Raw genomic sequence first — 26,626 nt, forward strand, 5'->3', positions numbered from 1 at the left:
CTCCGGGGAGATTCAGCCGGCCGCTTCGGCCGCATTCGGCAGCGGCACTTCGTACGGCAGCGCACGCGTGGCCACGGCCGGGCCGTCAGCAGCGCCGAGCCGCAGCGCGCCCGTGGCCGCCTCGATCTTCAGTTCCGCCAGCGCATCCCAGCCGCCCTCAGGCGACGGCGCCGCGTTGACGATCATCCCGCACGGCTGTTCCGGGTCTTCCGGGCGGAAGATCTCGGCGGCGGCGGCCGGTACCTCGCCATCGCCATGCAGGCGCCACATGCGCCGCTTGAGCGTGCCACGATACTGGCTGCGCGCCACGACTTCCTGGCCCGGATAGCAGCCCTTGCGGAAGTTCACGCCGCCAATCAGCTCGAAATTGATCATCTGCGGCACGAACTGCTCCTGCGTCGGCGTGCTGATGCGCGGCACGCCGGAGAGCACGTCGAGCCAGTCCCAGAAGGCCGGCGCGGCGGCGTCGAGGTTGCCGGACAGCGTCTGCTGCAGGGCGGCGATGCGCTCCGCCGGGGCCACGATCTGCCAGCGGGGGGCGCCATCGGCATCGGTCAGACGAATCACGGTGACGCCTTCGGCACTCGCTGCCTGGAGCGGACCCTGCGGCGCGGGCAGGCCCGCCACGGCGAGCGCGCCGGCGGCAGCCGGKCCGGCCACGCCGAGCACGCCATGCGTGGCGGAAAGATCGGACAGCTTGGCCTTGGCACGCAGCACGAACATGCTCAGGCGCTTCTGGATGGCCGGCTGGATGTCGGCCGAGATCTGCAGGACGATGCCGTCGGCATCGCGCCACATCAGGAAGCTGGCTTGCAGGCGACCCTTGGGCGAGCAGTAGCCGGCCAGCCGCGCCGTGTCCGGGGACAGATCCTCGACGGCGTTGGTCAGTTGGGTGTGCAGGAACGCGGCGGCGTCGTCGCCGGCCACGCGGATCAGCCCGACGCCAGCAGGCGTGGCGATTACGCCGGTGCGGCGCAGCGATTCAAGGCTCGAAGCCAGGGTGGGAGTTGCGTTGGACATGCAATCAGGCCKGTTGGCGAACAGGTGACGGGAGGCGGCGGCACGCCGAATGGGGTKCCGCCGCCTCCTCTATATAGGGACGCTTGCCGCCAGGGCAAATCGGCAACGTGACGATGCGGGCTCGTGGCGGCGCGGGGCTCCCGGTATTATATGGGGCTGTCGCCATTCCGGCCCGCCGCCCTGCCGATCCCGACCCGCCGTTGGGGGCATGGCGTTGGCATCACCCTGGCGTCGCCAAAATTCACCAATCCTCCATGAAACGTATTGTTCTGCGTCTGATCGGGGTCCTGCTGGTCTTTGCCCTGGCAGCCGCCGGCGGCTTCGCTTGGTGGGCGCACCAGCCGGTCGGCCTGTCCGCCTCGCCCGTCGAGGTCATCATCAAGCCCAGTTCGGGCGTTGCCAGCGTCGGCCGCCAGATCCAGCGCGGCGGCGTGTCGATGGACCCGCGCCTGTTCCAGTTGCTGGCCCGCATCACCGGCCACGGCGCCGACCTCAAGGCCGGCGGCTACCAGTTCGAGACCGGTATCACGCCGCTCGACATCATCGAGAAGATGGTGAAGGGCGAGGTCACGCACTATGTAGTTACCGTGATCGAAGGCTGGGAATTTCGCAAGATGCGGGCGGCGGTCGATGCCAACCCGGCACTCAAGCACGACACGGCGGGCATGTCCGATGCAGACCTGATGAAGGCCATCGGTGCGACGGAACCGTCACCCGAGGGGCTGTTTTTCCCCGATACCTACCTGTTCGCGCGCGGCAGCAGCGATGTCGAGCTGTATCGCCACGCTTACCGCGCCATGCAGAAGCGCCTGAACGAAGCCTGGAACGCCCGCGCGCCGGACCTCCCGTACAAGACGCCGTACGAGGCGCTGGTCATGGCCTCCATCGTGGAGAAGGAGACCGGGCAGGCCGTGGAGCGGCCGATGATTGCCGCCGTGTTCATCAACCGGCTGCGGAAGAACATGATGCTGCAGACCGATCCGACCGTGATCTATGGCGTGGGCGAGTCGTTCGACGGCAACCTGCGCAAGAAGGACCTGCAGACGGACACCCCGTACAATACGTACACCCGCACCGGCCTGCCGCCCACGCCGATCGCGCTGCCGGGCATCGCCTCGCTGGCCGCGGCCACGACGCCGGCGCCGTCCGATGCGCTGTACTTCGTGGCGCGCGGCGACGGCAGCAGCCATTTCTCCAATTCGCTTCCCGAACACAATCGCGCGGTAGATAAATACCAGCGCGGCAAATAAGCCTTTCATGCGCGGAAAATTCATTACCTTCGAAGGCATCGACGGCGCCGGCAAGAGCACCCATATCGACTGGGTGGCCGAACGCCTGCGCGCACGTGCCGATACGGGCAGCGTGGTGACCACGCGCGAGCCGGGCGGCACGCCGCTGGGCGAGGACCTGCGCCAGCTGCTGCTGCACCGGCCGATGCACCTGGAAACCGAGGCGCTGCTGATGTTCGCGGCGCGCCGCGAGCACATCGCCGAAGTCATCGAGCCAGCCCTGTCTCGAGGCGACTGGGTGATCTCGGACCGATTCACCGACGCCACGTTCGCCTATCAGGGCGGCGGGCGAGGCCTGCCCACTGGGCGGCTGGAAGTGCTCGAAACCTGGGTGCAGGGCGGCCTGCAACCCGACCTGACCCTGTTGTTCGACGTCCCGCTGGAGACCGCCAGTGCGCGGCTGGCCGGCGCGCGTTCCCCGGACAAGTTCGAGGCCGAATCGCGCGCCTTCTTCCAGCGCACGCGTGACGAGTACCTGCGCCGTGCGGCGGCAGCCCCGGCGCGCTTCCGGGTCATTGACGCCACGCGCTCGATCGACGAGATTCGCGTAACGCTCGAGGAAATCATCGCAAGCCTTTGATCTGGATGGCCTATATGGCGGCGATGATGTCCGCTGGCCACCCTCCGACAATACATGAGCGATCCCTGCTAACTGACTGAATCGGCATGCTTTATCCCTGGCAACGAGAAGACTGGCAACGACTGGCTGCGCTGCGCCCCCGGCTGCCGCACGCGATGCTGCTGCATGGCCAGCAAGGCATTGGCAAGCGGGACCTGGCGCTGCATTTCGCCCAGGGCCTGCTGTGCGAGTCGGCTCTTGCCGATGGCCAGCCGTGCAATACCTGCGGGGCCTGCCACTGGTTCAGCCAGGGCAACCATCCCGATTTCACGGTGGTCCGCCCCGAGGCGCTCGATGCGAGCGGCGAGGCGGATGGCGAGGCCGAGGGCGGCGCCAAGAAGAAGGCGCCAAGCAAGATCATCCGCATGGAGCAGGTGCGCGCGCTGATCGAGGCCGTGGGCGTGGGCACGCACCGCGCCGGGCTGCGCGTGGTGGTGGTCTATCCGCTCGATGCCCTGCAGACCGAAGGCGCGAACGCGCTGCTGAAGACGCTTGAAGAGCCGCCGCCGTCCACGGTTTTCCTGCTGGTGACCGACCGGCTGGACCGCGTGCTGCCGACCATCCTGTCCCGCTGCCGCCAGTTTTCCGTGGAGCGCCCCACGGCCGCCGCTGCGCTGGACTGGCTGCGCAGCCAGGGCGTGGCCGATGCCGAGGCGCAACTGGCGCTGGCTGGTGGATCGCCGCTGACGGCGCTCCATGCCGCCGAAGCCGAGGAGCAGCCGATGCAGCGCTGGCTGGTCTCGCAACTGGGCGCGGGCGCCGCGTTCGACGCGCTGGCCGCCGCCGAGCAGCTTCAGAAGCTGCCGGTGCCGGCCGTGCTCGGCACGCTCCAGCGCTGGACCTATGACCTGCTGGCGCTCTGCGTCGGCACCGGCGCGGTCCGCTATTTCCCGAAGGAGCAGGCGGCGCTGGCGCGTTGTGCCGGCGCCACCGATGCCCACCGCCTCCAGGCGTTCAGCGCCCGGCTGGTCGGCCATCGGCGCAACGAGAACCATCCGTTGGCGGCGCGCCTCGTCATGGAGTCCGTTTTCCTCGATTACCGGCATTTGTTCCAGGGAAGTGCCGCCGGGCGATAGGAATCGGGCGCCGCCCGTGGTAAAAGCTAACGCAGTCAAGCTGTCGATTTGTCAAACGCGCCAAATAGCGCCGCACCAAGCGGACAGGGCGCAACGCCAAACAGGGGTCAAACAATGAATGCACCAGTCACCGGCGCGCCCGTGCGTCCGGCCGCACCCGCAGCACCCGGAGCACCCACCACCGTGCCGGGCCAACCTGCCACGGCAGGCGCCGCGCAGCGGCCGAACGTGCTGTCGCTGTCGATCAAGGACCAGGCGGGGCTGTACGCGGCCTACATGCCGTTCCTGACGCGCGGCGGTATCTTCGTGCCGTCCAACCGGCCGTTCCGGATTGGCGAACAGGTGTTCCTGGTGCTGTCCTTGCTGGACCGCCCGCAGAAATACCAGGTGCAGGGCACGGTCGCGTGGATCACGCCGGCCGGTACGCCGATGAAGACCCCCGGCGTGGGCGTGCATCTGCCCGAGGACGACAATGGCCGCAACCTGCGCCGTGCCGTCGAGGAAATCCTGGGCAAGGCCATCGATTCCGGACGGCCGACCCAGACCTTGTAGCAATCTGATCATCCACGCGAAGTTAGCTTCGCAAGTATTTGTTATTCATGCGTATTTCCGATTTCACCCTGCGCCTGGCCACGCCAGCCGACCTGCCCGGCATCGTCGAGATCTATAACAGTACGGTGCCATCGCGCATGGTCACGGCGGATACGGAGCCGGTGAGCGTGGCGTCCCGCCAGGCGTGGTTCGACGCCCATCAGCCGGAGCGCCGCCCGCTGTGGGTGTGCGAGGATGCCGAGGGCCGTATGGCCGGCTGGCTCAGCTACTCGGATTTCTATGGCCGTCCGGCCTATGGCGCGACCGCCGAGCTGTCGATCTACCTACACGCGGACCGCCGTGGGCAAGGGCTGGGGCGCTACCTGCTCGAGCAGGCCATCGCCCATGCCCCGCAGGTGGGCGTGACCACGCTGCTCGGTTTCATCTTCGGCCACAACACGCCGAGCCTGGCCCTGTTCGAGCGGCACGGTTTCGCCCGCTGGGGCGACCTGCCGCGCGTGGCGGTGCTCGATGGCATCGAGCGCGATCTCGTGATCGTCGGCCGCCGGCTCGACTGACCCGCATCCAGAGACTGACGATGTTCGTTGATTCCCACTGCCATATCGATTTCCCGGAACTGTCCGAGCGGCTGCCGCAGCTGCTCGAGAACATGAAGGCCAATCAGGTCACCCACGCGCTGTGCATCTCGGTGACGCTGGAGGACTTCCCGCGCGTGCTGGCGCTGGCCGAGCAGCATCCGCACCTGTATGCGTCGGTGGGTGTGCACCCGGACTACGAGGAGGGCGAGGACCCGACGCTCGAACGCCTGCTGGCGCTGTCCGCTCACCCGCGCGTGGTGGGCACCGGCGAGACCGGGCTCGATTACTACCGGCTCAATGGCCGCAGCGTCGACGACATGGAATGGCAGCGCGAGCGCTTCCGCACCCATATCCGCGCCGCCAAACAGACCGGCAAGCCGCTGATCATCCATACCCGGTCGTCGGCGGACGACACGCTGCGCGTGATGCGCGAGGAAAATGCGCGCGAGGCCGGCGGCGTGATGCACTGCTTTACCGAAACCTGGGATGTGGCGAAACAGGCGCTCGACGAGGGCTTCCATATCTCGTTCTCGGGCATCGTCACCTTCAAGAGCGCGGCGGACCTCCAGGAAACCGCCAAGAAGGTGCCGCTGGACCGCATGCTGATCGAGACCGATTCGCCCTATCTGGCGCCGGTGCCGTATCGCGGCAAGACCAATGAGCCGGCCTGGGTGCGGCATGTGGGCGAGTTCATTGCCCAGCTGCGCGGGGTGCCGGTGGAAACCATCGCCGAACAGACGACGGATAATTTCTTCCGTCTCTTCAAGCACATAGACAGGAATGCTCATGTTTGACATGAAGACGATGCGTGGCGCGGTGGCCGCCCTGACGCTGGGCGCCGCCACGGCAGGCTGGGCCGCGCCGGCGGACGACATGCGCAAGGCCGTGGAATTCGACGATGCCAACACGGTGCAGAAACTGCTGGCGCGCGGCGTGGACCCGAACCTGACCGACGCCCGGGGCAACCCGATGCTGGTGTTGGCGCTGCGCGAGAAATCGATCAAGGCCGCCACGGTGCTGATCAAGGCGAAGAACATCGACTTCGACAAGACCAACCCGGCCGGCGAGAACGCGCTGATGATGGCCAGCCTGCAGGGCGAGCTGGACATGGTGAAGCTGATGGTCGACGGCGAAGAGGCCGAGATCAACAAGAAGGGCTGGGCGCCGCTGCACTACGCGGCCTCCAACGGCCACAACGAGGTGGTGAAGTACCTCGTCGATCACGCCGCCTATATCGATGCGGAAAGCCCCAACGGCACCACGCCGCTGATGATGGCCGCGCGCGGCGGGCATATCGACACCGTGAAGGTGCTGCTGGACGAGGGCGCGGACCTGCGCCTGAAGAACCAGCAGCGCATGACCGCGATCGACTTTGCCGAGCAGTACAACCAGAAGGAGATTGCCGACGGGCTGAAGTCCCGCTGGCAGAAACTCTATGGCGCGGTACCGGCCCCCGCGCCGAAGCCGGTGCCCTATAACCCCTCGGGCACCCAGGGCGCGCCGAACAAGCAGCCGCAGCCCAAGCCGTACTGAACGGCGACTGAGCTGTTACTGGGCCGGCGCCAGCCGGTTCAGGGAAATTCCGATTCCGTGATGGTCACGCTCTTCGACTTGCCCATCACGCTGTAGAGCGTGAGCGTGTTGTTGGCGAAGCTCGTGCCGTTGGCCTCCTGGATCTCCTTGAGGTCGAAGCGCTCGGAACGGAAGATCTCCCCGGAGTCGAGGCTCCGGTAGCGCACGTCATAACGGCCGGGCGCAATATTCTCCATCGTGAACATCGACCCGCTGCGTACGAAGCTTGTGCGCACCGGAATCGCCGCGTCACCCTCGATCGATACCAGTTTCAGGAACACATCGGACACATTGCGGGTGTTGTCCACGGTCACCGTGGACAACCCGTTGCTGTTCAGCACCGGATAGCCGGTCAGGTAGCCCGAGCGGCTCGGCCACGGCATGCCGCGCGGCGTGTTGGCCGGCCGGCTGTAGCGGGGCGGTTGCGGCGGGAAGGCTTCCTCGGCCCGGGCCGGCTTGACCAGCGCKACCGGGGTGTCGGCGGCCGAACTGGCGCTGGGCGTCCAGTCGCCAAGCAGGACCACGATGCTGGCCCCCACCGCGATATAGAGCAGGAAGGCCAGATGGGCCGGCAGCGGCTGGCCGCGCGGCGGCGGGCCATCGGGCCGGGGTTCGGGTTTGGGGCGGAAACGGGTCTTCTCGCCGCGCGAGGGGCGGGCTTCTTCGGCTTTCTGCGAGGACTTGTTGTTGGCGCCGCGCGCGGAGGCACCCTGGGCGGACGCACCGCCGGCCTTGGCCCCTCCCGCCGCCCCGGCAGCGCCGCTGGCAGCGCGTGGCTGCCGGGGCTGGGCCTGCGGACGCGCCGTCTGGGGCCGCGCCGTGCCCGGTGCAGGGCGCGGCGRCACCTCGCGGCGGCGGGCGCGGATCGCCTCCATCCGCTCCTGCTCCACGATCCACTGGTCATGCTCCGCGCGCCGCCCGGGGTCGCTCAGGACGTCATAGGCCACGTTCAGCAGCCGCATGATGCGATTGGATTCCTCGCCGTCCGCATGGCGATCGGGATGATATTTCTGGCTAAGCGACTTGTACGCGGCCCGGATTACTTCCTGGGGCGCGTCGCGGGATACCTTGAGGTTGTCGTAATGGGTATGCATCAAGCAGGAAAGACGCAATAGCGGAGGCCGACAACAATTAACGGCAGATTGCCGAATTTTTCAAGGTATAGCGGCCCGGCCCGGCCGCGTATGCTGGCTGGGCAACAGATGCACAGCCCCCGGCAACACCGCCCGGCCGTGGAGTGTGTCCAGCAGCCGCTGCATGGCCGCGTCGATCTCCTCGATGCTGAGGCCGCCGTAGCCCATCAGCACGCCGGGGCGCGGTGGCCGCCCCGCGAACATGCCGCTGACGCCGTAGAGCCCGATCGACGCCGCCCCGGCCCGGGCGATAAAGGCGGCTTCGTCAGCCTGTTTCAGGCCGACCGGACGGATTTCGGCCACGAGGTGGATGCCGGCCGACGCCGGCAGCGGGGCCAGCCAGGGCGACAGGTCGAGATCGAGCCAGCGCAGCAGCGCCGCGCGCCGCGCCGCGTACTCCTTGTGCATGCGCCGCAGGTGCTTGGCGAAATAGCCGTCGAGCATGAACTTGGCCAGCGCGGTCTGGGTGAGGGTGCAGCTATGCCAGTCGCTGGTCTGCTTGGCCCGGCACAGCGCCTGCGCCAGCGGGGCGGGCGGAATCACGTAGCCGATGCGCAGTTCCGGAAAAATAGTCTTCGAGAATGTGCCGACATAGGCGACCACGTCGTCATGGTCGAGGCTCTTGAGCGAGTCCATCGGCCGGCCCTCGAAGCGGAATTCCCCGTCGTAGTCGTCCTCCACCACCAGCGCGCCGCGCCGCTGCGCCCAGTCGAGCAGCGCCAGCCGGCGCTCCAGGCTCATCGGCATGCCGAGCGGGAACTGGTGCGAGGGGGTGACATAGATGATGCGGGCGTCCGCGGGCAGGGCGCTGACCACGATGCCATCCGCATCCACCGGTACCGGCACCACCCGGGCGCCCGCCGCCGTAAAGCTCATGCGGGCGGGCGGATAGCCGGGGTCTTCCATGGCCACCACGTCGCCGGGCCGCAGCACCACCCGCGCCAGCAGGGTCAGCGCCTGCTGGGCGCCCTGGGTCATGATCACGTCGTGCCAGTTGCTGACCACGGCGCGGCTGAAGGCCAGGTAGCGCGACACCGCCAGCCGCAGCTCCCGCTCGCCGGCCGGATCCCGGTAGCCTGCCGGCACGCGCGCCTGCACGCGTATCGCATGGCTCACGCAGCGGCGCCACTGGTCGAACGGAAACAGCCGCTTTTCGGTCACGCCGCCCATGAAGTCGTACTGCGGGGAGACGCCCTCCTGGCGGATCGGCAGCGCGTCCGGCATCGATTCCCAGAGCGCGTCGGCCGGCTGCAAGGCCGTGGCGTGCGTGGGCAGGTTGCCGCGCCGCGTCATGGCCGCCGCCACGAAGGTGCCCTCGCCGGTGCGCGAGCGCAGATAGCCCTCGGCGGTGAGCCGTTCGAAGACATCGAGTGTTGTCTTTCGGGAAACACCGAGTTGCGTGGCAAGTTCGCGCGTCGACKGGAGCCGCTCTCCAGCGGCCAGCCGGCCGTCGAGAATACCGGCGCGCAACTGGCGATAAATCTGACTGGCCAGGCCGTGGCGGCCTTCAATGCTCAAGTGGACGTTCATGATGGGGGCGGGGGCGAGTCATCGGTCGGAAAACCGCGCGCAGGCAGGCGCTGCCGCCATTCTAGTTAAGTTGCATCTTTGATGCAATTTAAGGTAATTCGACAAAAAACCACGCTGCGGGGGCGGGGACCGGCGCGGCGCTCTCCAGGGGGCGGGCTCCCATCGGTGCCTCGATTCAGTACCCGCTGCGCGCCCCCTGCGCGTATCGCGCCTGCAACCTGAGGCGGCGGTGGTCACCCAAAAAACGCAGGAAGTGGCTATGGGCGCCTATCCGCMCCGTGCGTAATCTGCGCAGGACTCATCTCATGCCTGCCGGCAATGCCATGAATACCATCGCCATTCTGCTCTCCGCGTTCCTGCTTTCCGTGATCGCGCTGGCGGCCTTTATCTGGAGCATGCAGAAGGGCCTGTTCGATACTTCGCCAGCCGCCGCGCGGGTGATCTTTGCCGACGGCGAGACCGGGCACCCCGAGGATCCTGCCTCGGCGCACCTGACGCCCGGGCTGGACGATCCCTCCCGCGATGCCGCCGATGCATCTTCCGCGCCAGTCGTGTTCCTGTTCATCTGCTGCGCCATGGTGTGGCTGGTGGTGGCGTCGATGGCCGGGCTCACCGCCTCGATCAAGCTGCACGAACCGGACCTGCTCGCCAGCGTGCCCTGGCTGTCCTTTGGCCGCATCCGCACCATCCACCTGAACGCCGTGGCCTACGGCTGGGCGCCGATGGCCGGGCTGGCCATCGCCCTGTTCCTGCTGCCCCGGCTGCTCAAGACGGCGCTGGTCGGCGCCCGTTGGGCGGTGCTGGGGGCGGCGGTGTGGAATGCGGGGCTGATTGCCGGCATCGGCAGCATCGGCGCGGGGATTTCCGATGGGCTGGAGTGGCTCGAGATTCCCTGGCAGGTGGACATCCTGTTCGTGATCGGCGGCGCCTTCGTGGGGTTGCCGCTGGTGCTGACGCTGGTCAACCGGAAGGTGGATCACCTCTACGTGTCGGTCTGGTACATGGGCTGCGCGCTGTTCTGGTTCCCGGTGCTGTTCCTGGTGGCGAACGTGCCGGGCGTGCACTTCGGCGTAGAGCAGGCCACCATGAACTGGTGGTTCGGCCACAACGTGCTGGGGCTGTTCTACACGCCGCTGGCGCTGGCTTCCATCTACTATTTCCTGCCCAAGATCATCGGCCAGCCGGTCCGGTCGTACGGGCTCTCGCTGCTGGGTTTCTGGGCGCTGGCGTTCTTCTACGGGCAGGTGGGCGGCCACCACCTCGTKGGCGGGCCGGTGCCGGGGTGGCTGATTACGCTGTCCATCGTGCAGAGCATGATGATGCTGATTCCGGTGGTCGCGTTCTCCATCAACCAGCACCAGACGCTGCGCGGCAACTTCCGCCGGCTGATCGACTCGCCGACGCTGCGTTTCATCACCTTCGGCGGGATGATGTACACGCTGAGTTCCATCCAGGGCTCGTTCGAGGCGCTGCGCACGGTGAGCCGCGTGGCCCACTTCACGCACTACACCGTGGCCCACGCCCACCTGGGGCTGTACGCGTTCGTCAGCTTCGCCTTCTTCGGCGCGCTGTACTTCATCGTGCCGCGCGTGACCGGCCGCGAATGGCCGTACCGCTGGATGATCTACATGCACTTCTGGCTCGCGGCGGGCGGCATCGGCATCTATTTCGTCTTCCTGAGCATTGGCGGCTGGCTGCAGGGGCTGGCCATGCTGGACGCGGCGCGCCCGTTCATGGACTCGGTCGCCGTGACCCTGCCGTACCTGCGCGCCCGCTCGCTGGGCGGGGCAATGATGCTGACGGGCCATCTGTTCTTCGTGACGAACTTCGTCTGCGCGGTCTTTGGCTTCGGGCCGAATCGTGACCGCCCGGCGCTGTTCCACCAGGGCCGCCTGCGCAAAACGGGCCAGTCGGGCCAAAAACCTGCCGAGGGAGTCTGAACCGTGAACAATGAAAGCGCCCTGCTGGCGGGGGGCATGACCATGCTGGCGCTGGCCACCAGCGCGCTGGTCGTCCTGCCGTATCTGCAACTCCAGGACGTCAAGCCCACCGAAGGCACCAAGCCCTATACCGCCGCGCAGCTGCGCGGGCGGGAGGTCTATATCGCCAACGGCTGCATCTACTGCCATTCCCAGCAGCCGCGCGACAGTTCTTACGCGCCGGACGCCAAGCGCGGCTGGGGTCGCGTGGCCGTGGCCGGCGACTACTACTACGACAAGCCGCACCTGCTGGGCACCATGCGCACCGGGCCGGACCTGATGAACATTGGCGTGCGCCAGCCCGGCGCCGACTGGCACCTCGGGCACCTGTACCAGCCGCGCGCCTACGTGAGCGGCAGCATCATGCCCAGCTACCCGTACTTGTTCGATGTGAAGGACGCGCCGGAGCCGGGCGACAAGCCGGTGACGCTGCCCCCGGGCTACGCACCGCCGGGCAAGGTGGTGGTGCCGACCGCCGCCGCGTCTGACCTGGTGGCCTATCTCCAGTCGCTGAACCGCACCGGGGCGGTGTTGCCGCCCGAAGGTAGCGAGTCGAACCCGCGATAAGCACCCGCGATAAGCACCCGATAAGCGCATCCGCAGAGGAAACAGATGGCAGATCCATCGGAAGAACGTCAGGCCGCCGCGGCGCGTGCCCGCGAGAATGCCGATCCGCACGAGAACCGCGCGCCGATTCCCCGCTACGTGCTGGCCATGGTGGCCGCGCTGGTGGCGTGGGGGGCGTTCTATATCGTGACGTCCGAAAGCGACCAGCCCTCGTCGCTGGGCGACAGCCGCACCCTGGCGGACCTGAAAGGCAAGCCGAAGGGCGCCGGCGGCGGCACCGTGGATGGCGCGGCGGTGTTCCAGGCCCGTTGCGTGGCCTGCCATCAGGCCACCGGGCAGGGTTTGCCGGGCGTGTTCCCGCCGCTGGCGGGCTCGGAGTGGGTGGTGGGGCAGGAGGCGCGGCTGGCGTCTATCGTGCTGCGCGGCGTGACCGGCAAGCTGACCGTCAAGGGCACGGCCTACAACGGGGCGATGCCGGCCTTCGCGGACCAGTTGTCCGATGCCGAAATTGCCGCCGTGCTGACCCATGTGCGCAGCCAGTGGGGCAATACCGCTGGCCCGGTAACGGCGGAAGCCGTCGCCGCCGCACGCACCCAGACGGCCGCCATGGCGGCGCCGTTCGATGGTGACGCGGCGCTCGGCAGCCCGGGTGGCTAGCCTCGCACACGGTGTTCGGCCCGCGCGCCCGCGCGGGTCTCTGGCTGTGCGCGCGGTTTTCGGTCTGGTGCTGGTACTGGGCGGCATCACTCTCTGGGCCATCACGCATGGCCTGACCGCCTGGACGCTCGACCAGCGCCGCGAGGCGCGCATCGCCGCGCACGAGATGCGCCTGCCGCCCATCGCGGTGCATGACCAGCTTGGCCAGCCGCAGAGGTTTTTCGGCGAACTACCAGCCGCAGGACCAGCCGCAGGCGCCCCCACCGTCTATCTCGTCGATGTCATCTACACCCGCTGCCAGACCGTGTGCCGCGCGCTCGGGGTCGCCTTCGCCCAGCTATCGCGCCAGGTGGAGGCGGACGGCATGGCGGGCCGGATCGGCCTGATCTCGCTGTCTTTCGACCCGCGCGATACCGGCGCCGACCTCGCCAGCTACGCCCGCGAGCATGGTGCACGGCCGCCGCAATGGCGGGTGGCTGCGCCGGACGCGCCCGTCGCCATGCAAGCGCTGCTGCGCGAGGCCGACATCATCGCCATTCCGGACGGCTTCGGTGGCTTCGTCCACAACGGCGGCCTGCAGGTGGTGGATGCGCACGGGGTGGTGCTGGGCAGTTTCGAGTTGGAAGACTTCCACGCGGCCTATGCGCTGGCCCTGCGCCATGCGGCGGCGGGCGGAGTGGGGCGATGAGAGTCGTCCGATTCCTGGCGTTGATCGCCGTCCTGATCGTCCTGGCCGTCCCGCCGCTGCGGGAGCCCCTGGAAGCCTCGATGGCCCTGCAGATGCTGGGCCTGCTGCCGGCCGTGTTCGCCGCTGGCTGGCTGTCCGCGCGGGTGGCCCCGGTGCGCTGGCAGGCCCGGACGATGGCGGCGCTGCGGCCGCACGCCCTGAGTCTGCTGGTGGTGGCGGCGCTCGGCTACGGGCTGTGGATGCTGCCGATTGCACTGGACCTCGCGCGCCTGTCGCCGATGGTCAATGCCGCCAAATTCGCTACGGTGTTCGTGGCCGGCTTGTCAACCGGCATCGCGCTCCGCGTGGCGGCGTGGCCGCTGGTGTTGTTCTTCGGCGGCAACATGGTCTGGATGGGCCTGACCTTCGGTATGCTCTTCGTCGACGCACCCGCGCGCCTGTGCGCGAGCTATCTGATCGACGACCAGCGCATGGCCGGCGTCGGGCTGGTGGCGGGGTCGGCCGGGGTTGGGGTCTGGCTGCTGGCCTGGGTGGTGCGTCGCGCGGGATGGTCGAATTCGGAAGAATCCGAAGAAACCACTAAAGATCGGCCGGCGTTTGCCGTTAACGCGGGCCAAAAGGGTCTTACACAACTGGGTCGCAAACAACAACTGCGTGCCGCGGCAACGACCGCGACACCGGACAAGGGGCCTGACAGAGCCCCGGATTGACGGGTTCGCGGAGACATCCGCACCCATTTCAAGGGGCAAGTGCATGCTGAGAAGAATTCGCGCGGAACAGCTCCAGGTGGGCATGTTCGTGGCCAGGCTGGGCGGACCCTGGATCAACCACCCGTTCTGGCGCTCGCGTTTCCTCGTCACCAGCGACGACCAGGTCACGCAGATCCAGTCGGCCAACGTGCAGGATGTGTGGATCGACATCCTCAAGGGCCGCAACCTCCCCACGCCGGCCGCGCCGGAGATGATGGAGGCCGATCTCGCCGACGACGAGCCCGAGGCCAGTTTCGAGGAAGAACTGGAACGCGCGCGCGAGCTGATCAAGAGTGGTCGCTCTCTGGTCGGCAACATGTTCAGCGATGTGCGCATGGGCCGCGCGCTGGAGACCGCCGGGGCACTGCTGCTGGTGGATTCGGCGTCGCTGTCGCTGTCGCGCCATTCGCAGGCGCTGCTGGCCATGGCGCGGCTCAAGGCCAAGGACGACTACACCTACCTGCACTCGTTCTCCGTGTGTGCGCTGATGATTGCCGTGGGCCGCACGCTCAAGCTGCCCGATGGCGAGGTGCGCGAACTCGGGCTGGCCGGGCTGGTGCACGACATCGGCAAGCTGACGCTGCCCGATTCGCTGCTGCACAAGGCCACCGACCTGACGCCGGCCGAGGAAGAGCAGATGCGCCGCCATCCGTCGGCGGGCTACCGCATCCTCAACGAGGCGCGCCTGTATACCAATATCCCGCTCGACGTCTGCGTGCACCACCACGAGCGCGTGGACGGGCGCGGCTACCCGTTCGGGCTGGTCGAGCACGAGATCAGCGTGCACGCCAAGATCGCGGCGATCTGCGATACCTATGACTCGCTGACCTCGCCCCGGCCCAATCACCAGGCCTGGGCGCCGGCGCGCGCGGTGGAGTACATCGCCGTGCGCGTGGACACGCTGTTCGACCGCCGGGTCTTCAAGGCGTTTACGCGGACGGTGGGCATCTACCCGCTCGGCACGGTGTTGCGGCTGCGCTCCAGCCGGCTGGGCGTGGTGTGCGGCCAGAACGAGGACGAGCCGCTGCGGCCCCGCGTGATGACGTTCTACAACGTGGCGGCGTCCCAGGCGGTGCCGCCGCAGGTCATCGACCTGTCCCAGAGCGAGGACACCGTGGTGGCGTTCGAGGACGCGCGCCAGTGGGGCTACACCGACGAGCAGCTGATGGCGATGTACGCGCCGCACGGGTGAGCAGGTTTTCCCCTCTCCCGCAAGCGGGAGAGGGGAGACACACGCGGGGCTAGTACACTTGGCGCTTGTTTGATGACCGACCTGCCTGCCGCATGAATTTCGATGCCCTGCTGGACCTGTTCCAGCAACGCCTTCCCGCCCATCCCTCGGCCCAGATCGCGCTCTATGTGCTGGMGCTCGGCGTGATCGCCGCGCTGGCCCAGTGGCTGATCGCGCGCGTGGCGGGCCGCCTGGTCTACCGCGTGCTCAGCCTGTCCGGCCACCGCAACTGGGCCGCGGCGCTGCTGCGCCACCGCATCTACCGCCGGCTCGGCTACGCCATCTTCCTGGCGGTGATCGCGCTTGGCATCGGCGAGGTGCCCAACCTCGGCCGTTTCTCGCGACTGATCGAGCGGCTGGCCCATGCCGGCACGTGGGTCAGCGTGTTCCTGATGCTGTCCGGGGTGTTCTCGGCCTGGCAGACCGTGTTCGCGGGCAGCCAGCGCGCGCAGACGCGCTCGATCAAGGGCTATGTGCAGATCGCCCAGCTGGCGCTGTGGCTGATCTGCGGCGTGCTGGTGCTGTCGATCCTGATCGACCGCTCGCCGCTCTGGATGCTCTCCGGCCTGGGCGCGCTCTCGGCGGTGCTGCTGCTGGTCTTCAAGGACACGCTGCTGTCGCTGGTGGCCAGCACGCAGCTGACCACCAACGACATGCTGCGCATCGGCGACTGGATCGAGATGCCACAGTCCAATGCCGACGGCTTCGTCATGGACATCGCGCTGCACACGGTCAAGGTMAAGAACTGGGACAACACCGTGACCACGGTGCCCACCTACAAGCTGTTCTCGGAGAGCTACCGCAACTACCGGCACATGTTCGAGTCCGGCGCGCGGCGGATCAAGCGGACGCTGCGCATCGACGCCACCAGCGTGCGCTTTCTGGAGGACGAGGAACTGCACGCGCTGATGCGCTTCCGGCTGCTGCACGACTACCTGGAGATCAAGCAGGCGCAGGTGGCGCAGACCAACCTCACCCTGAGCGGCCCGGACGACGACCCGGTGAACCGGCGCCGCCTGACCAACGTGGGCACATTCCGCGCCTACGGCATGGCCTACCTGCGTGCCCATCCCGAAATCCACCACGACCTGCTGCTGAACCTGCGCATGATGGAGCCCGATTCGCAGGGCATTCCCATCGAGGTCTACTGCTTCACCACGCTGACCGGCTGGACGGACTACGAGCGCATTCAGGGCGATATCTTCGACCACCTGCTGGCGATCCTGCCGGAACTGGGGCTGCGGCTGTACCAGGCGCCGTCCGGTGCGGACCTGAGCGGGCTGCGGGCCAATCCGGTGCTCGGCGCGCAGCATGCGGCACTTGCCGTGGCGGCGGCGGACGCGCGGGCGTAACGGCGTTTMCTTGATCTGAAGCTTCAGACTTTGCAGCAAGCTTGCACGCGATCAACCCGCGCGCAGATGACCCGGCTCCGGATTGGCATGTCCTTGTCCCATCGCCTAGCCTGTTTATCTGCGACAACCGTCGGGAGTGCGTCATGGCAAGCATGCAAGCGTTGGTCTTCAAGGGACCCGGACAGATCGAACTCCGGGAAAAGCCGATTCCGGAAGTGGGGCCGACCGATGCGTTGATCCGCATCACGACGACCACGATCTGCGGCACCGATGTCCACATCCTCAAGGGTGAATATCCGGTCAAGCCGGGCCTGACCATCGGCCATGAGCCGGTCGGCGTGATCGAGAAGCTTGGCAGCGTGGTGACGGGCTACCGGGTGGGCCAGCGCGTGATTGCCGGGGCGATCTGTCCGAGCTTCCATTCCTATGCGTGCCAGGACGGGCGGCCTTCGCAGGACGGCCAGGCGCACGGCCATGGCTACAAGCCGATGGGCGGCTGGCGCTTCGGCAACACCATCGACGGCACGCAGGCCGAATTCGTGCTGGTGCCCGATGCCCAGGCGAACCTCTCGCCGATTCCGGATGGCCTGACCGATGAGCAGGTGCTGATGTGCCCGGACATCATGTCCACGGGCTTTGCCGGGGCGGAGCAGGCCAACATCAAGATCGGCGATGCGGTGGCGGTCTTCGCCCAGGGGCCGATCGGGCTCTGCGCCACGGCTGGCGCGCGGCTGTGCGGCGCGGGGATGATTATCGTGGTGGATGGGCTCGACGAGCGTCTGGCCATCGCGCAGAAGATGGGCGCGGATGCCGTGGTGAACTTCCGCAAGGTGGACGTCGTGGCGGAGATCCTGCGCCTGACCGGGGGGCGGGGCGTGGACGCCTCCATCGAGGCGCTCGGCACGCAGGCCACCTTCGAGGCGGCGCTGCGCGTGCTGAAGCCGGGTGGCACCTTGTCGAGCCTGGGCGTCTATTCGAGCGACCTGCGTATTCCGCTCGATGCCTTCGCCGCCGGGCTGGGCGACCATCGCATCGTGACGTCGCTGTGCCCGGGCGGCAAGGAGCGGATGCGGCGGCTGATGCAGGTGATCGAGACCAATCGCCTCGATCTCGGACCGATGGTGACCCACCGGTTCCCGCTGTCTCGCATCGTCGAGGCGTACGACCTGTTCTCGAATCAGCGTGACGGCGTGCTGAAGGTCGCCATCACGCCTTGACCGGCGTCAAACCGGCTCGGCCGGTCAGCCCTTGCGTGGCTTGACGCGGCTGGCCGCGTCCTTGGCACGCTCGCGGGCCACGTCCACATTTTCGGCGTAGGCCAGCGCCACACCCATGCGGCGCTTTTCGAAGCTTTCCGGCTTGCCGAACAGGCGCAGCTCGGTCTGCGGCACGCGCAGGGCGTCGTCCACGCCGTCGAAGACGATGCCCTGGGCTTCCACGCCACCGTAGATCACGGCGCTGGCACCGGGGCTCTTGAGCGCCGTGCTGACCGGCAGGCCGAGGATGGCGCGGGCGTGGAGTTCGAACTCGTTCTGCCACTGGGTGATCATCGTCACCATGCCGGTGTCGTGCGGACGCGGGCTGACCTCGCTGAACCAGACCTGCTCGCCCTTGACGAACAGTTCCACGCCGAACAGCCCCTGGCCGCCGAGGTCGGCCGTCACCGCGCGGGCGATGTGCTGCGCCGTGGCGAGGGCCTTCGGGTGCATCGGGTGGGGCTGCCAGCTTTCCACGTAGTCGCCGCTGACCTGCACATGGCCGATCGGCTCGCAGAATTGCGTTTCCACCTGGCCATCGGCGCCCACGGCGCGCACGGTCAACAGGGTGATTTCGTAGTCGAAGTCGATGAAACCTTCCACGATCACGCGGCCGTGGCTCACGCGGCCGCCGGCCATGGCGTAGTCCCAGGCAGCCTTGACGCCCTCGGGGCCGTCGATCTTGCTCTGGCCCTTGCCGGAGCTGCTCATCACCGGCTTGACCACGCACGGGTAGCCGATGCCGCCGTCGATGGCGGCCTGGAGTTCCTCGAGCGAGTCGCAGAACTTGTACGGGCTGGTCGGCAGGGCCAGCGTTTCGGCGGCCAGGCGGCGGATGCCCTCGCGGTCCATGGTCAGCCGTGCGGCGCGGGCGGTCGGAATCACGCGGACCACGCCGGCGGCTTCCAGCGCCTCCAGCATCGGGGTGGCGATGGCCTCGATCTCGGGCACCACCAGGTCCGGGCGCTCGGCCTCGATCAGCGCCTTCAGTTGCTCGCCATCGCTCATGGTGATGGTGCGGGCGTGGTGCGCCACCTGCTGGCCCGGCGCGTTCTCGTAGCGGTCCACGGCGATGGTTTCCACGCCCAGCCGTTGCAGCGCGATCAGCACTTCCTTGCCGAGCTCGCCGGAGCCGAGCAGCATCACTTTGGTGGCGGAGGGGGAGAGGGGCGTTCCGAGGGTGGTCATGGCGGGGCGGAKGTCTGGGGTGAACGGATAAAGACCGCGATTGTATACGGGCAGGATCGGCGCTCCAACCTGCCGCAAAGCAAAACGCCCTGCCAGGGCAGGGCGTTTCACATGTGGCGTAATCGCCGCAGTACGCGACGGGTGCGCGCCTTAGTACGCGATCTTCGCCGTCAGGCTGATGGCGCGCGGGTCCGCCGGCTGGACGTAGCCAGCGTACTGGAAGCCCCAGTAGCGCTTGTTGGCGAGGTTGGTCAACGCTGCGCGCAGCGTCAGTTCCTTGCCCGCCACGCGGGTGTTGTACGAGGCGCCCAGGTTGAACACCGTGTAGCCGCCCGCCGTCAGGTCGCCCTCGGGGCGGACCTTGGTCGTCCCCGTGTACTTGCCGTCGAGGCCCACCTTCAGGCCCGGCACGAACGGAATGCGGTAGCTGATCCGGCCCGTGAGGATCCAGTTCGGCGCACCGGCCACGCGGTTGCCGATGTTCAGCTGGCCCTGGTCGTAGGAGCTGTCCAGGTACATCGCGCTGCCGCCCACTTCCCACTGCGAGCCGATCCGCGTGCTGCCGGCCAGCTCCACACCCTGGTAGATCGACTTGCCGTCCTGGACGAAGACCGGCAGGGAGCCGCCGTCGTTGCGGCCGAATTCCGTGCGCTGCTCGATGCGGAACAGTGCCGCCGTACCGGTCCAGAGACCCTGGTCCGTCTTGGCGCCCACTTCGTACTGGCGGCTCTTGGCCGGCGTCAGCGCGGCACCGGCGTTCGAGTAGAACGACGAGACGATGCCGCCGCCGTCGAACGACTCCACGTAGCTGGCGTACAGCGTGGTGCTCGGCATCGGCTTGAACATGATCGCCGCGGTGGGCGTGATCAGGCCGTTCTTGGTGAAGTTGGTGTTGCCGCCCGTGGTGCCGGGGAAGCCGTAGCCGTTCTGCTCGTAGTTGGTGACGCGCAGGCCGCCCAGCACCGACCATTGCTCGGTCAGGAACATGGTGTCGCTGACGAACGCCGACTTCTGCTCGGTGTCGCCGGCGCGGTACTTGTTGAAGCCGGTCTGGCTGTAGTACACGCCGGTGTACGGGGCGTAGATATTGCCGTCGGCCAGTTGCGTGTAGACCGAGTTGGTGCTGTAGCGGTCGATCTGCTTCTGCCAGCTCAGGCCGGCCACCAGTTCATGGCGGAACGGGCCGGTGCGGAACTTGCCTTCGACCATCGACGTCCAGTTGGTGAACTGCTGGCTTTCGGCGCCGTCGTAGCGGAAGTCGGTGTAGTCGCCCAGGCCGTTCTGCAGGTTGAGCGTGGTTTCGTTACGGCTGCGCGACTGCTTGCTGAAGCTGTAGGTCGTGCTGACGGTCCAGTCGTCATTGAGCCGGTAGCGCAGGCCGGTCTGGTACACCTGCAGGTTCGAGTAGAAGTGCGCGTCCGGGCCGGCGTACAGGCCGCCGCGACCGCTGACCACGCCCGGGAGCTGGCCGCCGGCGGGGATCTGGCCGGTGTAGAACGTCGGCGTGGCGCCCCAGGTGTTGCGGTCCTGGTAGATGCCGTCGAAGGTCCAGGTCAGGTCGCGCGTGATGCGTGCGTCCAGGCCCAGCGAGACCGAATTACGGTTGATGCCCACGGCATTGCTGGGCTTGCCTTCCTCGTGCGTCAGGTTCAGGCGGTAGCCGAACATGTTGTCCGGGCCGKCGCGGCCGCCCACGTCGACGTGCTCGGTCCACACGTGCGACGAGCGGTAGCCCAGTTCCACGCTGGCCGTGAACTGGTCGGTCGGGCGCTTCGTCACGTAGTTGATCGTGCCGCCCGGGTTGCCGAAGCCGTACATGAAGCCGGAGGCGCCCTTGAGCAGTTCCACCTGTTCGAGCTGTTCGTAGGGCAGCGTCAGGCCGTAGCTGATGAACGGCATGCCGTTGATCTTGTACGCGTTGCGCCAGTCGAGCTGCAGGCCGCGCACGGTGGTGTACGCCGCCCACGCGTTATTCGCGTTGCTGTTGTCGGAGACCGAGGCGTCGTTGAAGAACACGTCGCCGATCTTGGTCACCTGGCGGTCGGCCAGGTCTTCGCCGGTCACGATGGTCGTGGAGAACGGCGTGTCGAGCTGCGGGCGGCTGCCCAGGGCGCCGCCGGAGGCCTTCTTCTTCAACTGCGGCCCAATCTCGATTTCCTGCGCCGCGCTCACGGTMACGGCCGGCAGCGCCTGCTCGGACGGGGCGGCTGCCGCCGGCTCCGTGGTCTGGGCGAAGGCGACGCCACACAGCGGGAATCCGGTCAGGACAGCCATCCGGGCGAAAGCGGCCAGAGGGCGCACGCGCGACGGCGCGTGCTGCCGGCGCGCGGCATTGGGCAAGCAGGAAGTCATTGTTATGTTGGCTCGTAGGTGCGAATACTAACGGGAATGCGAACGATTCGCGTTAATGTGAAAACACGAATGATCCTAGCCGAGCGTTGCGCCGTCAAGGAAAAGCCCGTGCGATGACGGTCTTTTGTGGTGTTTTTGCGATGATTTGCCGCGTCAGCGCAGCCCCAGCCGCGTCTCGAGCTGATGGGCCAGCGCCACGAGGCGCGGGCCAACCACCTTCTCGGCGGCATGGAAGGCCCCCGTTCGGGCCAAAACCCCGCAATTCAGCACGAACCAGCGTGAATCCACGCGCGCGCAGAGTGGCACCGCGAAGCCGAAGGCATCCCGCCGCCATTCGTCCCGGCTGGTGCAGTAGCCGTGCCGTGCCAGATCCTTGCGCGCCTGGGCCAGCGCCGGCGCGGCGCGGTGGAACGCCTCCGGGTCTTCCAGCCGCAGGCGGTTCAGCACGGGCGCGCTGGCCTCGGACGGCGCCCGGCACAGCCACGCCTTGCCGATGGCGGTGGCCAGCATCGGCATGGCGGCGCCCACATCGGGGGTGACCGCGAGGTCATGGGTGGCGAGCGCCGTCTCCACGTAGATCATCTGGGTCCGGTCCCGCACGCCCAGTGAGACCGCGCCGCCCACTTCGTCGGCCATCGCCTGCATCAGCGGGCGAGCGAGCTGGCGGATCGGCATGCCGCACAGCAGCGGGTAGGCCGGCGCCAGCACCGCCGCGCCCAGGCGGTACTTGCCCAGCGCCACGTCATGGCGGAGGTAGCCGAGCACGGCCAGCGTGTGGGTCAGCCGGGCGACGGTGGACTTCGACAAGCCCGTGCGCAGCACGAAGTCCCGGTTGCCAAGCAAGGACTCGCCGGGGCGGTAGGCCAGCAGGATGTCGATGCCGCGCGCCAGCGTGGTGGCGAACTGGCGGTCGCGCTCGGGCGAGGCGGGGGCTTGGGGAAGAGGAAGCGCCATCAGCCGGCTCCCGCCAGCAGCAGCTCCACCTCGTGCACCATCTCCATCAGGCCCGGGCCCATCCGTTCCTCCAGCATGCCGGGCGGCAGGCGGCTGGCCAGCACGCCGCAGTTGAAGATCAGGATCTCGCCGTCGATCAGCGTGCGCATCGGCACGGCCACGGCGTGCACGTCGCGCTGCCAGGCGCCCGGCGTGCGCGTGAAGCCGAGCCGCGCCAGATGTTCGATGGCTTCCGGCAGGGCCTCGGCATGCTCGCGCCAGTCGTCCGGTACGTGCTCGCGCAGGCCGGCGATGACCGGCGCGCGCACCGGTTCCGGGGCCTGGGCGAGCCAGGCGCGCCCCATCGCCGTGGTCAGCATCGGCAGTGAGGCCCCGATCTCCGGGCGGAACGCGATGGCGTCGTGGCCCCGGATGGTCTCCACGTAGACCATATGCAGGCGGTCGCGCATGCCGAGCGAGACCGTGCCGCCCATGCGGTCGCTGAGGCGTTTCATCAGCGGGCGGGCCAGTTGGCGCACGCCCAGCGAGGCCAGCAGCGGATAGCCGAGCGAGAGCGCCGTGGAGCCCAGCCGGTAGCGGCGCAAGTGGCTGTCGTAGAGCAGCAGGCCCCGGGCGGCCAGCGTGTACGTCAGCCGGCTGATGGTGGCCTTCGACAATCCGGTCCGGTCCGCCAGTTCCTTGTTGCTCAGCACCGTCTCGCCCGCGCGAAAGCACTGGAGCAACCCCAGGCCATGGGCCAGCGTGGTGGCGAACGCGGGATCGGGGTGATGGGGGCGAGAGGGCATGGGGTTAACCCTTGGTTTGCGGTCTTGGCCGCGCGGTTCCATAAGGGTAGACGATGTTCAAGATAGCGAAACATCGATAGTGCGAACGATGCGCCCCCCGTAGGCTCGATTCGATGCATCGCCTTTGCTGGTGCCGATTAGAGCGAGACACTGAATGATCAGAGACCCGGAAGTCTTCGATCCCTTCCTGCAAGCGTTGCAACGCTTCGTGCGTGAACGTCTGGTGCCGCGCGAGGCCGAGGTGGCGGAGCGCGACGAAGTGCCCGGCGACATCGTGGACGCGATGGCCGCGCAAGGCATGTTCGGCTATTCGATTCCAGAGGAATACGGCGGCGCGGGCATGACCACCGAGGAACTGGTGCTGGCGGCGATGGTGCTGTCGCAGTGCTCGGTGGCGTTCCGGGCCCGCGTGGGCACCAACACGGGCATCGGCTCGGAGGCGCTGGTGGCCGACGGCACGCCCGCCCAGAAGCGCCGCTACTTGCCGCTACTGGCCAGCGGCGAGGTGACGGGCGCCTTCGCGCTGACCGAGCCTGAAGCCGGTTCGGACGCCACCGCGCTGCAAACCTCGGCCCGGCGCGACGGCGACCACTACGTGCTGAACGGCACCAAGTGCTTCATCACCAATGCGCCCCTCGCCGGCCTGTTCACGGTGATGGCCCGCACGGACCCGGACACCGCCGGCGCGGCCGGCATCTCGGCCTTCATCATCCCGCGCGACACCCCGGGGCTCACCACCGGCGCGCCGTACCGCAAGATGGGGCAGGCCGGCTCGCCGGTCTCCGAGGTGTATTTCCACGATTGCCGCGTGCCGGCAGAGAGCGTGATCGGCGGCGAGCCGGGGCAGGGCTTCCGCACGGCGATGAAGGTGCTGAACAAGCAGCGCATCCACCTGGCGGCGCTGTGCACCGGGCCGGCCATCCGCATGTTGGACGACGCCGTGCGCTTCGTCACCCACCGCAAACAGTTCGGCCAGCCGCTGGCGGACTTCCAGCTCGTGCAGGGCCTGATTGCCGATTGCCAGACCGACATCCATGCGGCCCGCGCGCTGATCCTGGAGACCGCGCGCCAGCGTGACGCGGGCGCGGACGTGACCATGGAGGCGTCGATCTGCAAGTACTTCGCCTCCGAGATGTGCGGCCGCGTGGCGGACCGCTGCGTGCAGATGTTCGGCGGCTACGGCTATATCGCCGACTACGGCATCGAGCGTTTCTACCGGGACGTGCGCCTGTTCCGGCTGTACGAGGGTACCAGCCAGATCCATCAGTTGAATATCGCCCGGCGCACCATCGCGCAGGCGACGGCGCAGCGCTGAACGTGTAATGTCACATCCGGATAAAACCACCGGAGATGACAAAAATGTTCAAAGCATCTGTAGTCGTCGCAAGTCTTGCATGGGCGATGTTGGGCGTGGTGGGGGTGGCGCAGGCGCAGGGCGCGTACCCCAATAGGGTGATACGGCTCGTGGTGCCGTTCGCGCCCGGCGGCACGGCAGACATCGTCGCGCGCCTGCTGGCCGATCCGCTGCGCGAGGAGCTGGGCCAGACCGTGGTGGTCGAGAACAAGCCCGGGGCGGGCGGCAATATCGGCGGCGAGATCGTCGCCCGTGCCGCGCCGGACGGCTACACGCTGCTGCTGGCCAGCGCCGGGCCGACGGTGATCAACCCGAGCCTGTATCCGAAGATGACCTTCGACCCCGCGCGCGACCTCGCGCCGGTGACGATGATCTCGCGCGACTTCAACCTGATGGTGGTGAATGCCGGGCTGCCGGTGACCACGGTGAGCGAGTTCATCGCCTACGCCCGCACGCACAACGGGCAGGTCACCTTCGGCTCGCCCGGCAACGGCACGCCGGCCCAGCTGGCGGGCGAGCTGCTGAACCAGATGGCCGGCCTGCGCATGCAGCACGTGCCATACAAGGGCACCGGCCCGGCCGTGGCGGACCTGGTGGCGGGGCACATCACGGTGTTGATCGACAACATGCCGCCGCTGTGGCCGCACGTGCAGTCCGGCAAGCTGCGCGCGCTGGCGGTGGCCAGCGACAAGCGTGTGCCGATTGCCCCGGACGTGCCGACGGCGGAGGAGGCCGGGCTGAAGGGATTCACGGTCACGGCCTGGAAGGGCCTGATGGCGCCGGCCGGCACGCCGCGCGCGGTCATCGACCGGCTCAACCAGGCCACGCTGAAGATCCTGGCGCGGCCGGAGATGCGCAAGCGGTTGATCGACCAGGGCGCCGAGCCGGTCGGCAACACGCCTGAGCAGTTCGCCCAGCAGATCCGCGCGGACACCGCGTGGTGGGCGGCGCTGGTGAAGTCCACCGGCACGTCGCTGGATTGATTGGCAATGGTTTGATTGGCAATGGATAGATAGGAAAGGCTATGTCCCGATTTCTGGCTTACCGGCTTCACGCGCCCACGGCAGGGTCCAGCACCCCCACCGCCGGCTTTGTCGAACTGAACGTCGACGACCTGTCGCCCGGCGAGGTGCTGGTGCGCGTGGCGTGGTCGAGCCTGAACTACAAGGACGCGCTGGCCGCCGCCGGCATCAACGCCATCGTGCGGCAGTACCCGCGCATCGGCGGCATCGACCTGACCGGCACCGTGGCGGCCTCGTCCGACGCGCGCTTCCGTGAAGGCGACCTGGTGGTCGTGCATGGCTTCGGCATCGGCGTGGACCATGACGGCGGCCACGCGCAGTACGCGCGCGTGAAGGCGGACTGGGCGATGCCGCTGCCGGCCGGGCTCTCGCTGCGCGAGGCCGCCACGCTCGGCGCGGCCGGCTACACGGCCGGGCTGTGCCTGCACTGGATGGAGCACAACGGGCTGGCGCCGGCGCGCGGCAAGGTGGTGGTGAGCGGGGCGACGGGCGGCGTGGGCAGCATCGCCATCGACATGCTGGCGGGGCGCGGCTACGCCGTGACGGCGCTGACCGGCAAGGCTGCCGAACTCGACTACCTGCGCACGCTGGGCGCGGCGGAGATCCTGCCGGCCGAGGTGGCCAAGGGGACGGGCAAGCCGCTGGACCCGGCGCAGTGGGCCGGCGCCGTCGACGCCGTGGGCGGGGAGGTGCTGGCGTGGATGCTGCGCACGCTCCAGCCAGACGGCGTGGCCACGGCCTTCGGCAACGCGGCGGGCGCCCAGTTCGACGCCACCGTTCTGCCATTCATCCTGCGCGGCGTAAAGCTGATCGGCATCAACGCCAACAGCCCGATGGCGCTGCGCCGCGAAGTCTGGGCGAAGATCGCCGATACCTACCGCCCGCGCCACCTCGATCTGGTCGCCAACGAAATCGCGTTCCAGGACATCCCCGACGCCATGGCCCGCATGCTGGCGCGGCAGTCACGCGGGCGTTATGTGGTGCGGATGGGCGACTGACTTCGTAGCGGCGCTGCCCCTCTCCCCCGGCCCCTCTCCCGCAAGCGGGAGAGGGGAGCACCCAACTGGCATAGCAACGCGACGGTGTTCTCCCCTCTCCCTCTGGGAGAGGGGCCGGGGGAGAG

General features: G+C 68.0%; 25 protein-coding genes. 18 read left to right on the forward strand and 7 right to left on the reverse strand.

The features are described 5' to 3' along the window. Positions 1-12: 12 nt before the first annotated feature. Positions 13-1,020 (reverse strand): CAF17-like 4Fe-4S cluster assembly/insertion protein YgfZ, encoded by a 1,008-nt coding sequence (ygfZ, locus tag AC1EJR_RS15095; RefSeq protein ID WP_441644191.1) that lies wholly within the window; start codon positions 1,018-1,020, stop codon positions 13-15. Positions 1,021-1,274: 254 nt separating this feature from the next. Here ygfZ and mltG point away from each other — a divergent pair, with 254 nt between their 5' ends. From mltG to AC1EJR_RS15130, 7 genes are all read left to right on the forward strand, one after another. Further along, complete coding sequence (gene mltG / locus AC1EJR_RS15100) at positions 1,275-2,270, forward strand: endolytic transglycosylase MltG (protein ID WP_092293201.1); 996 nt, start codon at positions 1,275-1,277, stop codon at positions 2,268-2,270. 7 nt (positions 2,271-2,277) lie between these two features. Beyond that, entirely contained in the window at positions 2,278-2,889 is a 612-nt protein-coding gene (tmk, locus tag AC1EJR_RS15105) for a dTMP kinase (protein ID WP_092293203.1), read from the forward strand. Between the two features lie 86 nt (positions 2,890-2,975). Next, positions 2,976-4,004 carry a DNA polymerase III subunit delta' gene (locus AC1EJR_RS15110; RefSeq protein ID WP_092293205.1) on the forward strand — a complete coding sequence of 343 codons (1,029 nt, stop codon included), beginning with the start codon at positions 2,976-2,978 and terminating at the stop codon, positions 4,002-4,004. Between the two features lie 114 nt (positions 4,005-4,118). Then, positions 4,119-4,556, forward strand: a complete 438-nt coding sequence (locus AC1EJR_RS15115) for a PilZ domain-containing protein (RefSeq protein WP_441644195.1) — start codon at positions 4,119-4,121, stop codon at positions 4,554-4,556. Between the two features lie 47 nt (positions 4,557-4,603). Beyond that, positions 4,604-5,113: a GNAT family N-acetyltransferase gene (locus AC1EJR_RS15120; protein ID WP_441591030.1), complete on the forward strand. Its 510-nt coding sequence runs from the start codon at positions 4,604-4,606 to the stop codon at positions 5,111-5,113. A gap of 20 nt (positions 5,114-5,133) precedes the next feature. After that, positions 5,134-5,928, forward strand: a complete 795-nt coding sequence (locus AC1EJR_RS15125; RefSeq protein WP_092293211.1) for a TatD family hydrolase — start codon at positions 5,134-5,136, stop codon at positions 5,926-5,928. Beyond that, positions 5,921-6,667 carry an ankyrin repeat domain-containing protein gene (locus AC1EJR_RS15130; RefSeq protein ID WP_454757036.1) on the forward strand — a complete coding sequence of 249 codons (747 nt, stop codon included), beginning with the start codon at positions 5,921-5,923 and terminating at the stop codon, positions 6,665-6,667. Before AC1EJR_RS15125 ends, AC1EJR_RS15130 begins: the two co-directional genes overlap by 8 nt. Positions 6,668-6,705: 38 nt before the next feature. Here AC1EJR_RS15130 and AC1EJR_RS15135 read toward each other — a convergent pair whose 3' ends face one another. Next, positions 6,706-7,800, reverse strand: a complete 1,095-nt coding sequence (locus AC1EJR_RS15135; protein ID WP_477147300.1) for a J domain-containing protein — start codon at positions 7,798-7,800, stop codon at positions 6,706-6,708. A gap of 60 nt (positions 7,801-7,860) precedes the next feature. Further along, positions 7,861-9,369 carry a MocR-like pyridoxine biosynthesis transcription factor PdxR gene (pdxR, locus tag AC1EJR_RS15140; RefSeq protein ID WP_477147291.1) on the reverse strand — a complete coding sequence of 503 codons (1,509 nt, stop codon included), beginning with the start codon at positions 9,367-9,369 and terminating at the stop codon, positions 7,861-7,863. 323 nt (positions 9,370-9,692) lie between these two features. Between pdxR and AC1EJR_RS15145 the strand changes: the two genes are divergently transcribed. The 8 genes from AC1EJR_RS15145 (at position 9,693) to AC1EJR_RS15180 (ending at position 17,809) form a co-directional block, all read left to right on the forward strand. Continuing rightward, on the forward strand, positions 9,693-11,309 hold the full coding sequence (locus AC1EJR_RS15145; protein ID WP_092293345.1) for a cbb3-type cytochrome c oxidase subunit I: 1,617 nt from the start codon (positions 9,693-9,695) through the stop codon (positions 11,307-11,309). A 3-nt stretch (positions 11,310-11,312) separates the two neighbouring features. Next, on the forward strand, positions 11,313-11,915 hold the full coding sequence (locus AC1EJR_RS15150) for a cbb3-type cytochrome c oxidase subunit II (RefSeq protein ID WP_092293219.1): 603 nt from the start codon (positions 11,313-11,315) through the stop codon (positions 11,913-11,915). Between the two features lie 45 nt (positions 11,916-11,960). Next, entirely contained in the window at positions 11,961-12,572 is a 612-nt protein-coding gene (locus AC1EJR_RS15155) for a c-type cytochrome (protein WP_441644199.1), read from the forward strand. 46 nt (positions 12,573-12,618) lie between these two features. Further along, positions 12,619-13,260 carry an SCO family protein gene (locus AC1EJR_RS15160; protein ID WP_477112926.1) on the forward strand — a complete coding sequence of 214 codons (642 nt, stop codon included), beginning with the start codon at positions 12,619-12,621 and terminating at the stop codon, positions 13,258-13,260. Continuing rightward, a complete protein-coding gene (locus tag AC1EJR_RS15165) occupies positions 13,257-13,970 on the forward strand; it encodes a hypothetical protein (RefSeq protein WP_441591028.1) in 714 nt (237 codons plus the stop codon). The genes AC1EJR_RS15160 and AC1EJR_RS15165 overlap by 4 nt, the downstream gene beginning before the upstream one ends. Positions 13,971-14,013: 43 nt before the next feature. Beyond that, positions 14,014-15,201 carry an HD-GYP domain-containing protein gene (locus AC1EJR_RS15170; RefSeq protein WP_092293225.1) on the forward strand — a complete coding sequence of 396 codons (1,188 nt, stop codon included), beginning with the start codon at positions 14,014-14,016 and terminating at the stop codon, positions 15,199-15,201. A gap of 92 nt (positions 15,202-15,293) precedes the next feature. Continuing rightward, complete coding sequence (locus AC1EJR_RS15175) at positions 15,294-16,592, forward strand: mechanosensitive ion channel family protein (RefSeq protein ID WP_477147292.1); 1,299 nt, start codon at positions 15,294-15,296, stop codon at positions 16,590-16,592. A gap of 143 nt (positions 16,593-16,735) precedes the next feature. After that, positions 16,736-17,809: an NAD(P)-dependent alcohol dehydrogenase gene (locus AC1EJR_RS15180; RefSeq protein ID WP_092293229.1), complete on the forward strand. Its 1,074-nt coding sequence runs from the start codon at positions 16,736-16,738 to the stop codon at positions 17,807-17,809. Between the two features lie 24 nt (positions 17,810-17,833). On the opposite strand, the gene purT is transcribed toward AC1EJR_RS15180, so the two are convergent. The 4 genes from purT to AC1EJR_RS15200 all read right to left on the reverse strand — a co-directional run bounded on the left by purT (position 17,834) and on the right by AC1EJR_RS15200 (position 23,127). Continuing rightward, positions 17,834-19,036, reverse strand: coding sequence for a formate-dependent phosphoribosylglycinamide formyltransferase (gene purT, locus AC1EJR_RS15185; RefSeq protein ID WP_092293231.1), 1,203 nt, complete (start codon positions 19,034-19,036; stop codon positions 17,834-17,836). Between the two features lie 150 nt (positions 19,037-19,186). Continuing rightward, positions 19,187-21,388, reverse strand: coding sequence for a TonB-dependent siderophore receptor (locus tag AC1EJR_RS15190; RefSeq protein ID WP_477147293.1), 2,202 nt, complete (start codon positions 21,386-21,388; stop codon positions 19,187-19,189). A gap of 153 nt (positions 21,389-21,541) precedes the next feature. Further along, positions 21,542-22,342: an IclR family transcriptional regulator gene (locus tag AC1EJR_RS15195; protein WP_441591026.1), complete on the reverse strand. Its 801-nt coding sequence runs from the start codon at positions 22,340-22,342 to the stop codon at positions 21,542-21,544. Continuing rightward, positions 22,342-23,127, reverse strand: coding sequence for an IclR family transcriptional regulator (locus tag AC1EJR_RS15200; RefSeq protein WP_441591025.1), 786 nt, complete (start codon positions 23,125-23,127; stop codon positions 22,342-22,344). Before AC1EJR_RS15200 ends, AC1EJR_RS15195 begins: the two co-directional genes overlap by 1 nt. A 154-nt stretch (positions 23,128-23,281) precedes the next feature. Between AC1EJR_RS15200 and AC1EJR_RS15205 the strand changes: the two genes are divergently transcribed. The 3 genes from AC1EJR_RS15205 (at position 23,282) to AC1EJR_RS15215 (ending at position 26,501) form a co-directional block, all read left to right on the forward strand. Beyond that, the gene (locus AC1EJR_RS15205; protein ID WP_092293239.1) at positions 23,282-24,442 is read left to right on the forward strand and encodes an acyl-CoA dehydrogenase family protein; all 1,161 of its coding nucleotides are present in this window, start codon (positions 23,282-23,284) and stop codon (positions 24,440-24,442) included. An 86-nt stretch (positions 24,443-24,528) separates the two neighbouring features. Continuing rightward, on the forward strand, positions 24,529-25,464 hold the full coding sequence (locus tag AC1EJR_RS15210; protein ID WP_255370766.1) for a Bug family tripartite tricarboxylate transporter substrate binding protein: 936 nt from the start codon (positions 24,529-24,531) through the stop codon (positions 25,462-25,464). Between the two features lie 41 nt (positions 25,465-25,505). Further along, entirely contained in the window at positions 25,506-26,501 is a 996-nt protein-coding gene (locus AC1EJR_RS15215) for an oxidoreductase (protein ID WP_477104963.1), read from the forward strand. Positions 26,502-26,626 lie beyond the last annotated feature (125 nt).

It is taken from the genome of Cupriavidus sp. 05T42 (genome assembly GCF_056396345.1).

Bases quoted from the DNA above. Each gene is read 5' to 3' on its own strand.
- mltG (WP_092293201.1), top strand. From the start codon at position 1,275: ATGAAACGTATTGTTCTGCGTCTGATCGGGGTCCTGCTGGTCTTTGCC.
- AC1EJR_RS15110 (WP_092293205.1), top strand. From the start codon at position 2,976: ATGCTTTATCCCTGGCAACGAGAAGACTGGCAACGACTGGCTGCGCTG.
- AC1EJR_RS15115 (WP_441644195.1), top strand. From the start codon at position 4,119: ATGAATGCACCAGTCACCGGCGCGCCCGTGCGTCCGGCCGCACCCGCA.
- AC1EJR_RS15165 (WP_441591028.1), top strand. From the start codon at position 13,257: ATGAGAGTCGTCCGATTCCTGGCGTTGATCGCCGTCCTGATCGTCCTG.
- AC1EJR_RS15180 (WP_092293229.1), top strand. From the start codon at position 16,736: ATGGCAAGCATGCAAGCGTTGGTCTTCAAGGGACCCGGACAGATCGAA.
- AC1EJR_RS15215 (WP_477104963.1), top strand. From the start codon at position 25,506: ATGTCCCGATTTCTGGCTTACCGGCTTCACGCGCCCACGGCAGGGTCC.
- AC1EJR_RS15195 (WP_441591026.1), bottom strand. From the start codon at position 22,342: ATGGCGCTTCCTCTTCCCCAAGCCCCCGCCTCGCCCGAGCGCGACCGC.
- AC1EJR_RS15170 (WP_092293225.1), top strand. From the start codon at position 14,014: ATGCTGAGAAGAATTCGCGCGGAACAGCTCCAGGTGGGCATGTTCGTG.
- AC1EJR_RS15125 (WP_092293211.1), top strand. From the start codon at position 5,134: ATGTTCGTTGATTCCCACTGCCATATCGATTTCCCGGAACTGTCCGAG.
- AC1EJR_RS15205 (WP_092293239.1), top strand. From the start codon at position 23,282: ATGATCAGAGACCCGGAAGTCTTCGATCCCTTCCTGCAAGCGTTGCAA.
- AC1EJR_RS15120 (WP_441591030.1), top strand. From the start codon at position 4,604: ATGCGTATTTCCGATTTCACCCTGCGCCTGGCCACGCCAGCCGACCTG.
- purT (WP_092293231.1), bottom strand. From the start codon at position 19,036: ATGACCACCCTCGGAACGCCCCTCTCCCCCTCCGCCACCAAAGTGATG.
- AC1EJR_RS15200 (WP_441591025.1), bottom strand. From the start codon at position 23,127: ATGCCCTCTCGCCCCCATCACCCCGATCCCGCGTTCGCCACCACGCTG.
- AC1EJR_RS15155 (WP_441644199.1), top strand. From the start codon at position 11,961: ATGGCAGATCCATCGGAAGAACGTCAGGCCGCCGCGGCGCGTGCCCGC.
- tmk (WP_092293203.1), top strand. From the start codon at position 2,278: ATGCGCGGAAAATTCATTACCTTCGAAGGCATCGACGGCGCCGGCAAG.
- AC1EJR_RS15130 (WP_454757036.1), top strand. From the start codon at position 5,921: ATGTTTGACATGAAGACGATGCGTGGCGCGGTGGCCGCCCTGACGCTG.
- AC1EJR_RS15210 (WP_255370766.1), top strand. From the start codon at position 24,529: ATGTTGGGCGTGGTGGGGGTGGCGCAGGCGCAGGGCGCGTACCCCAAT.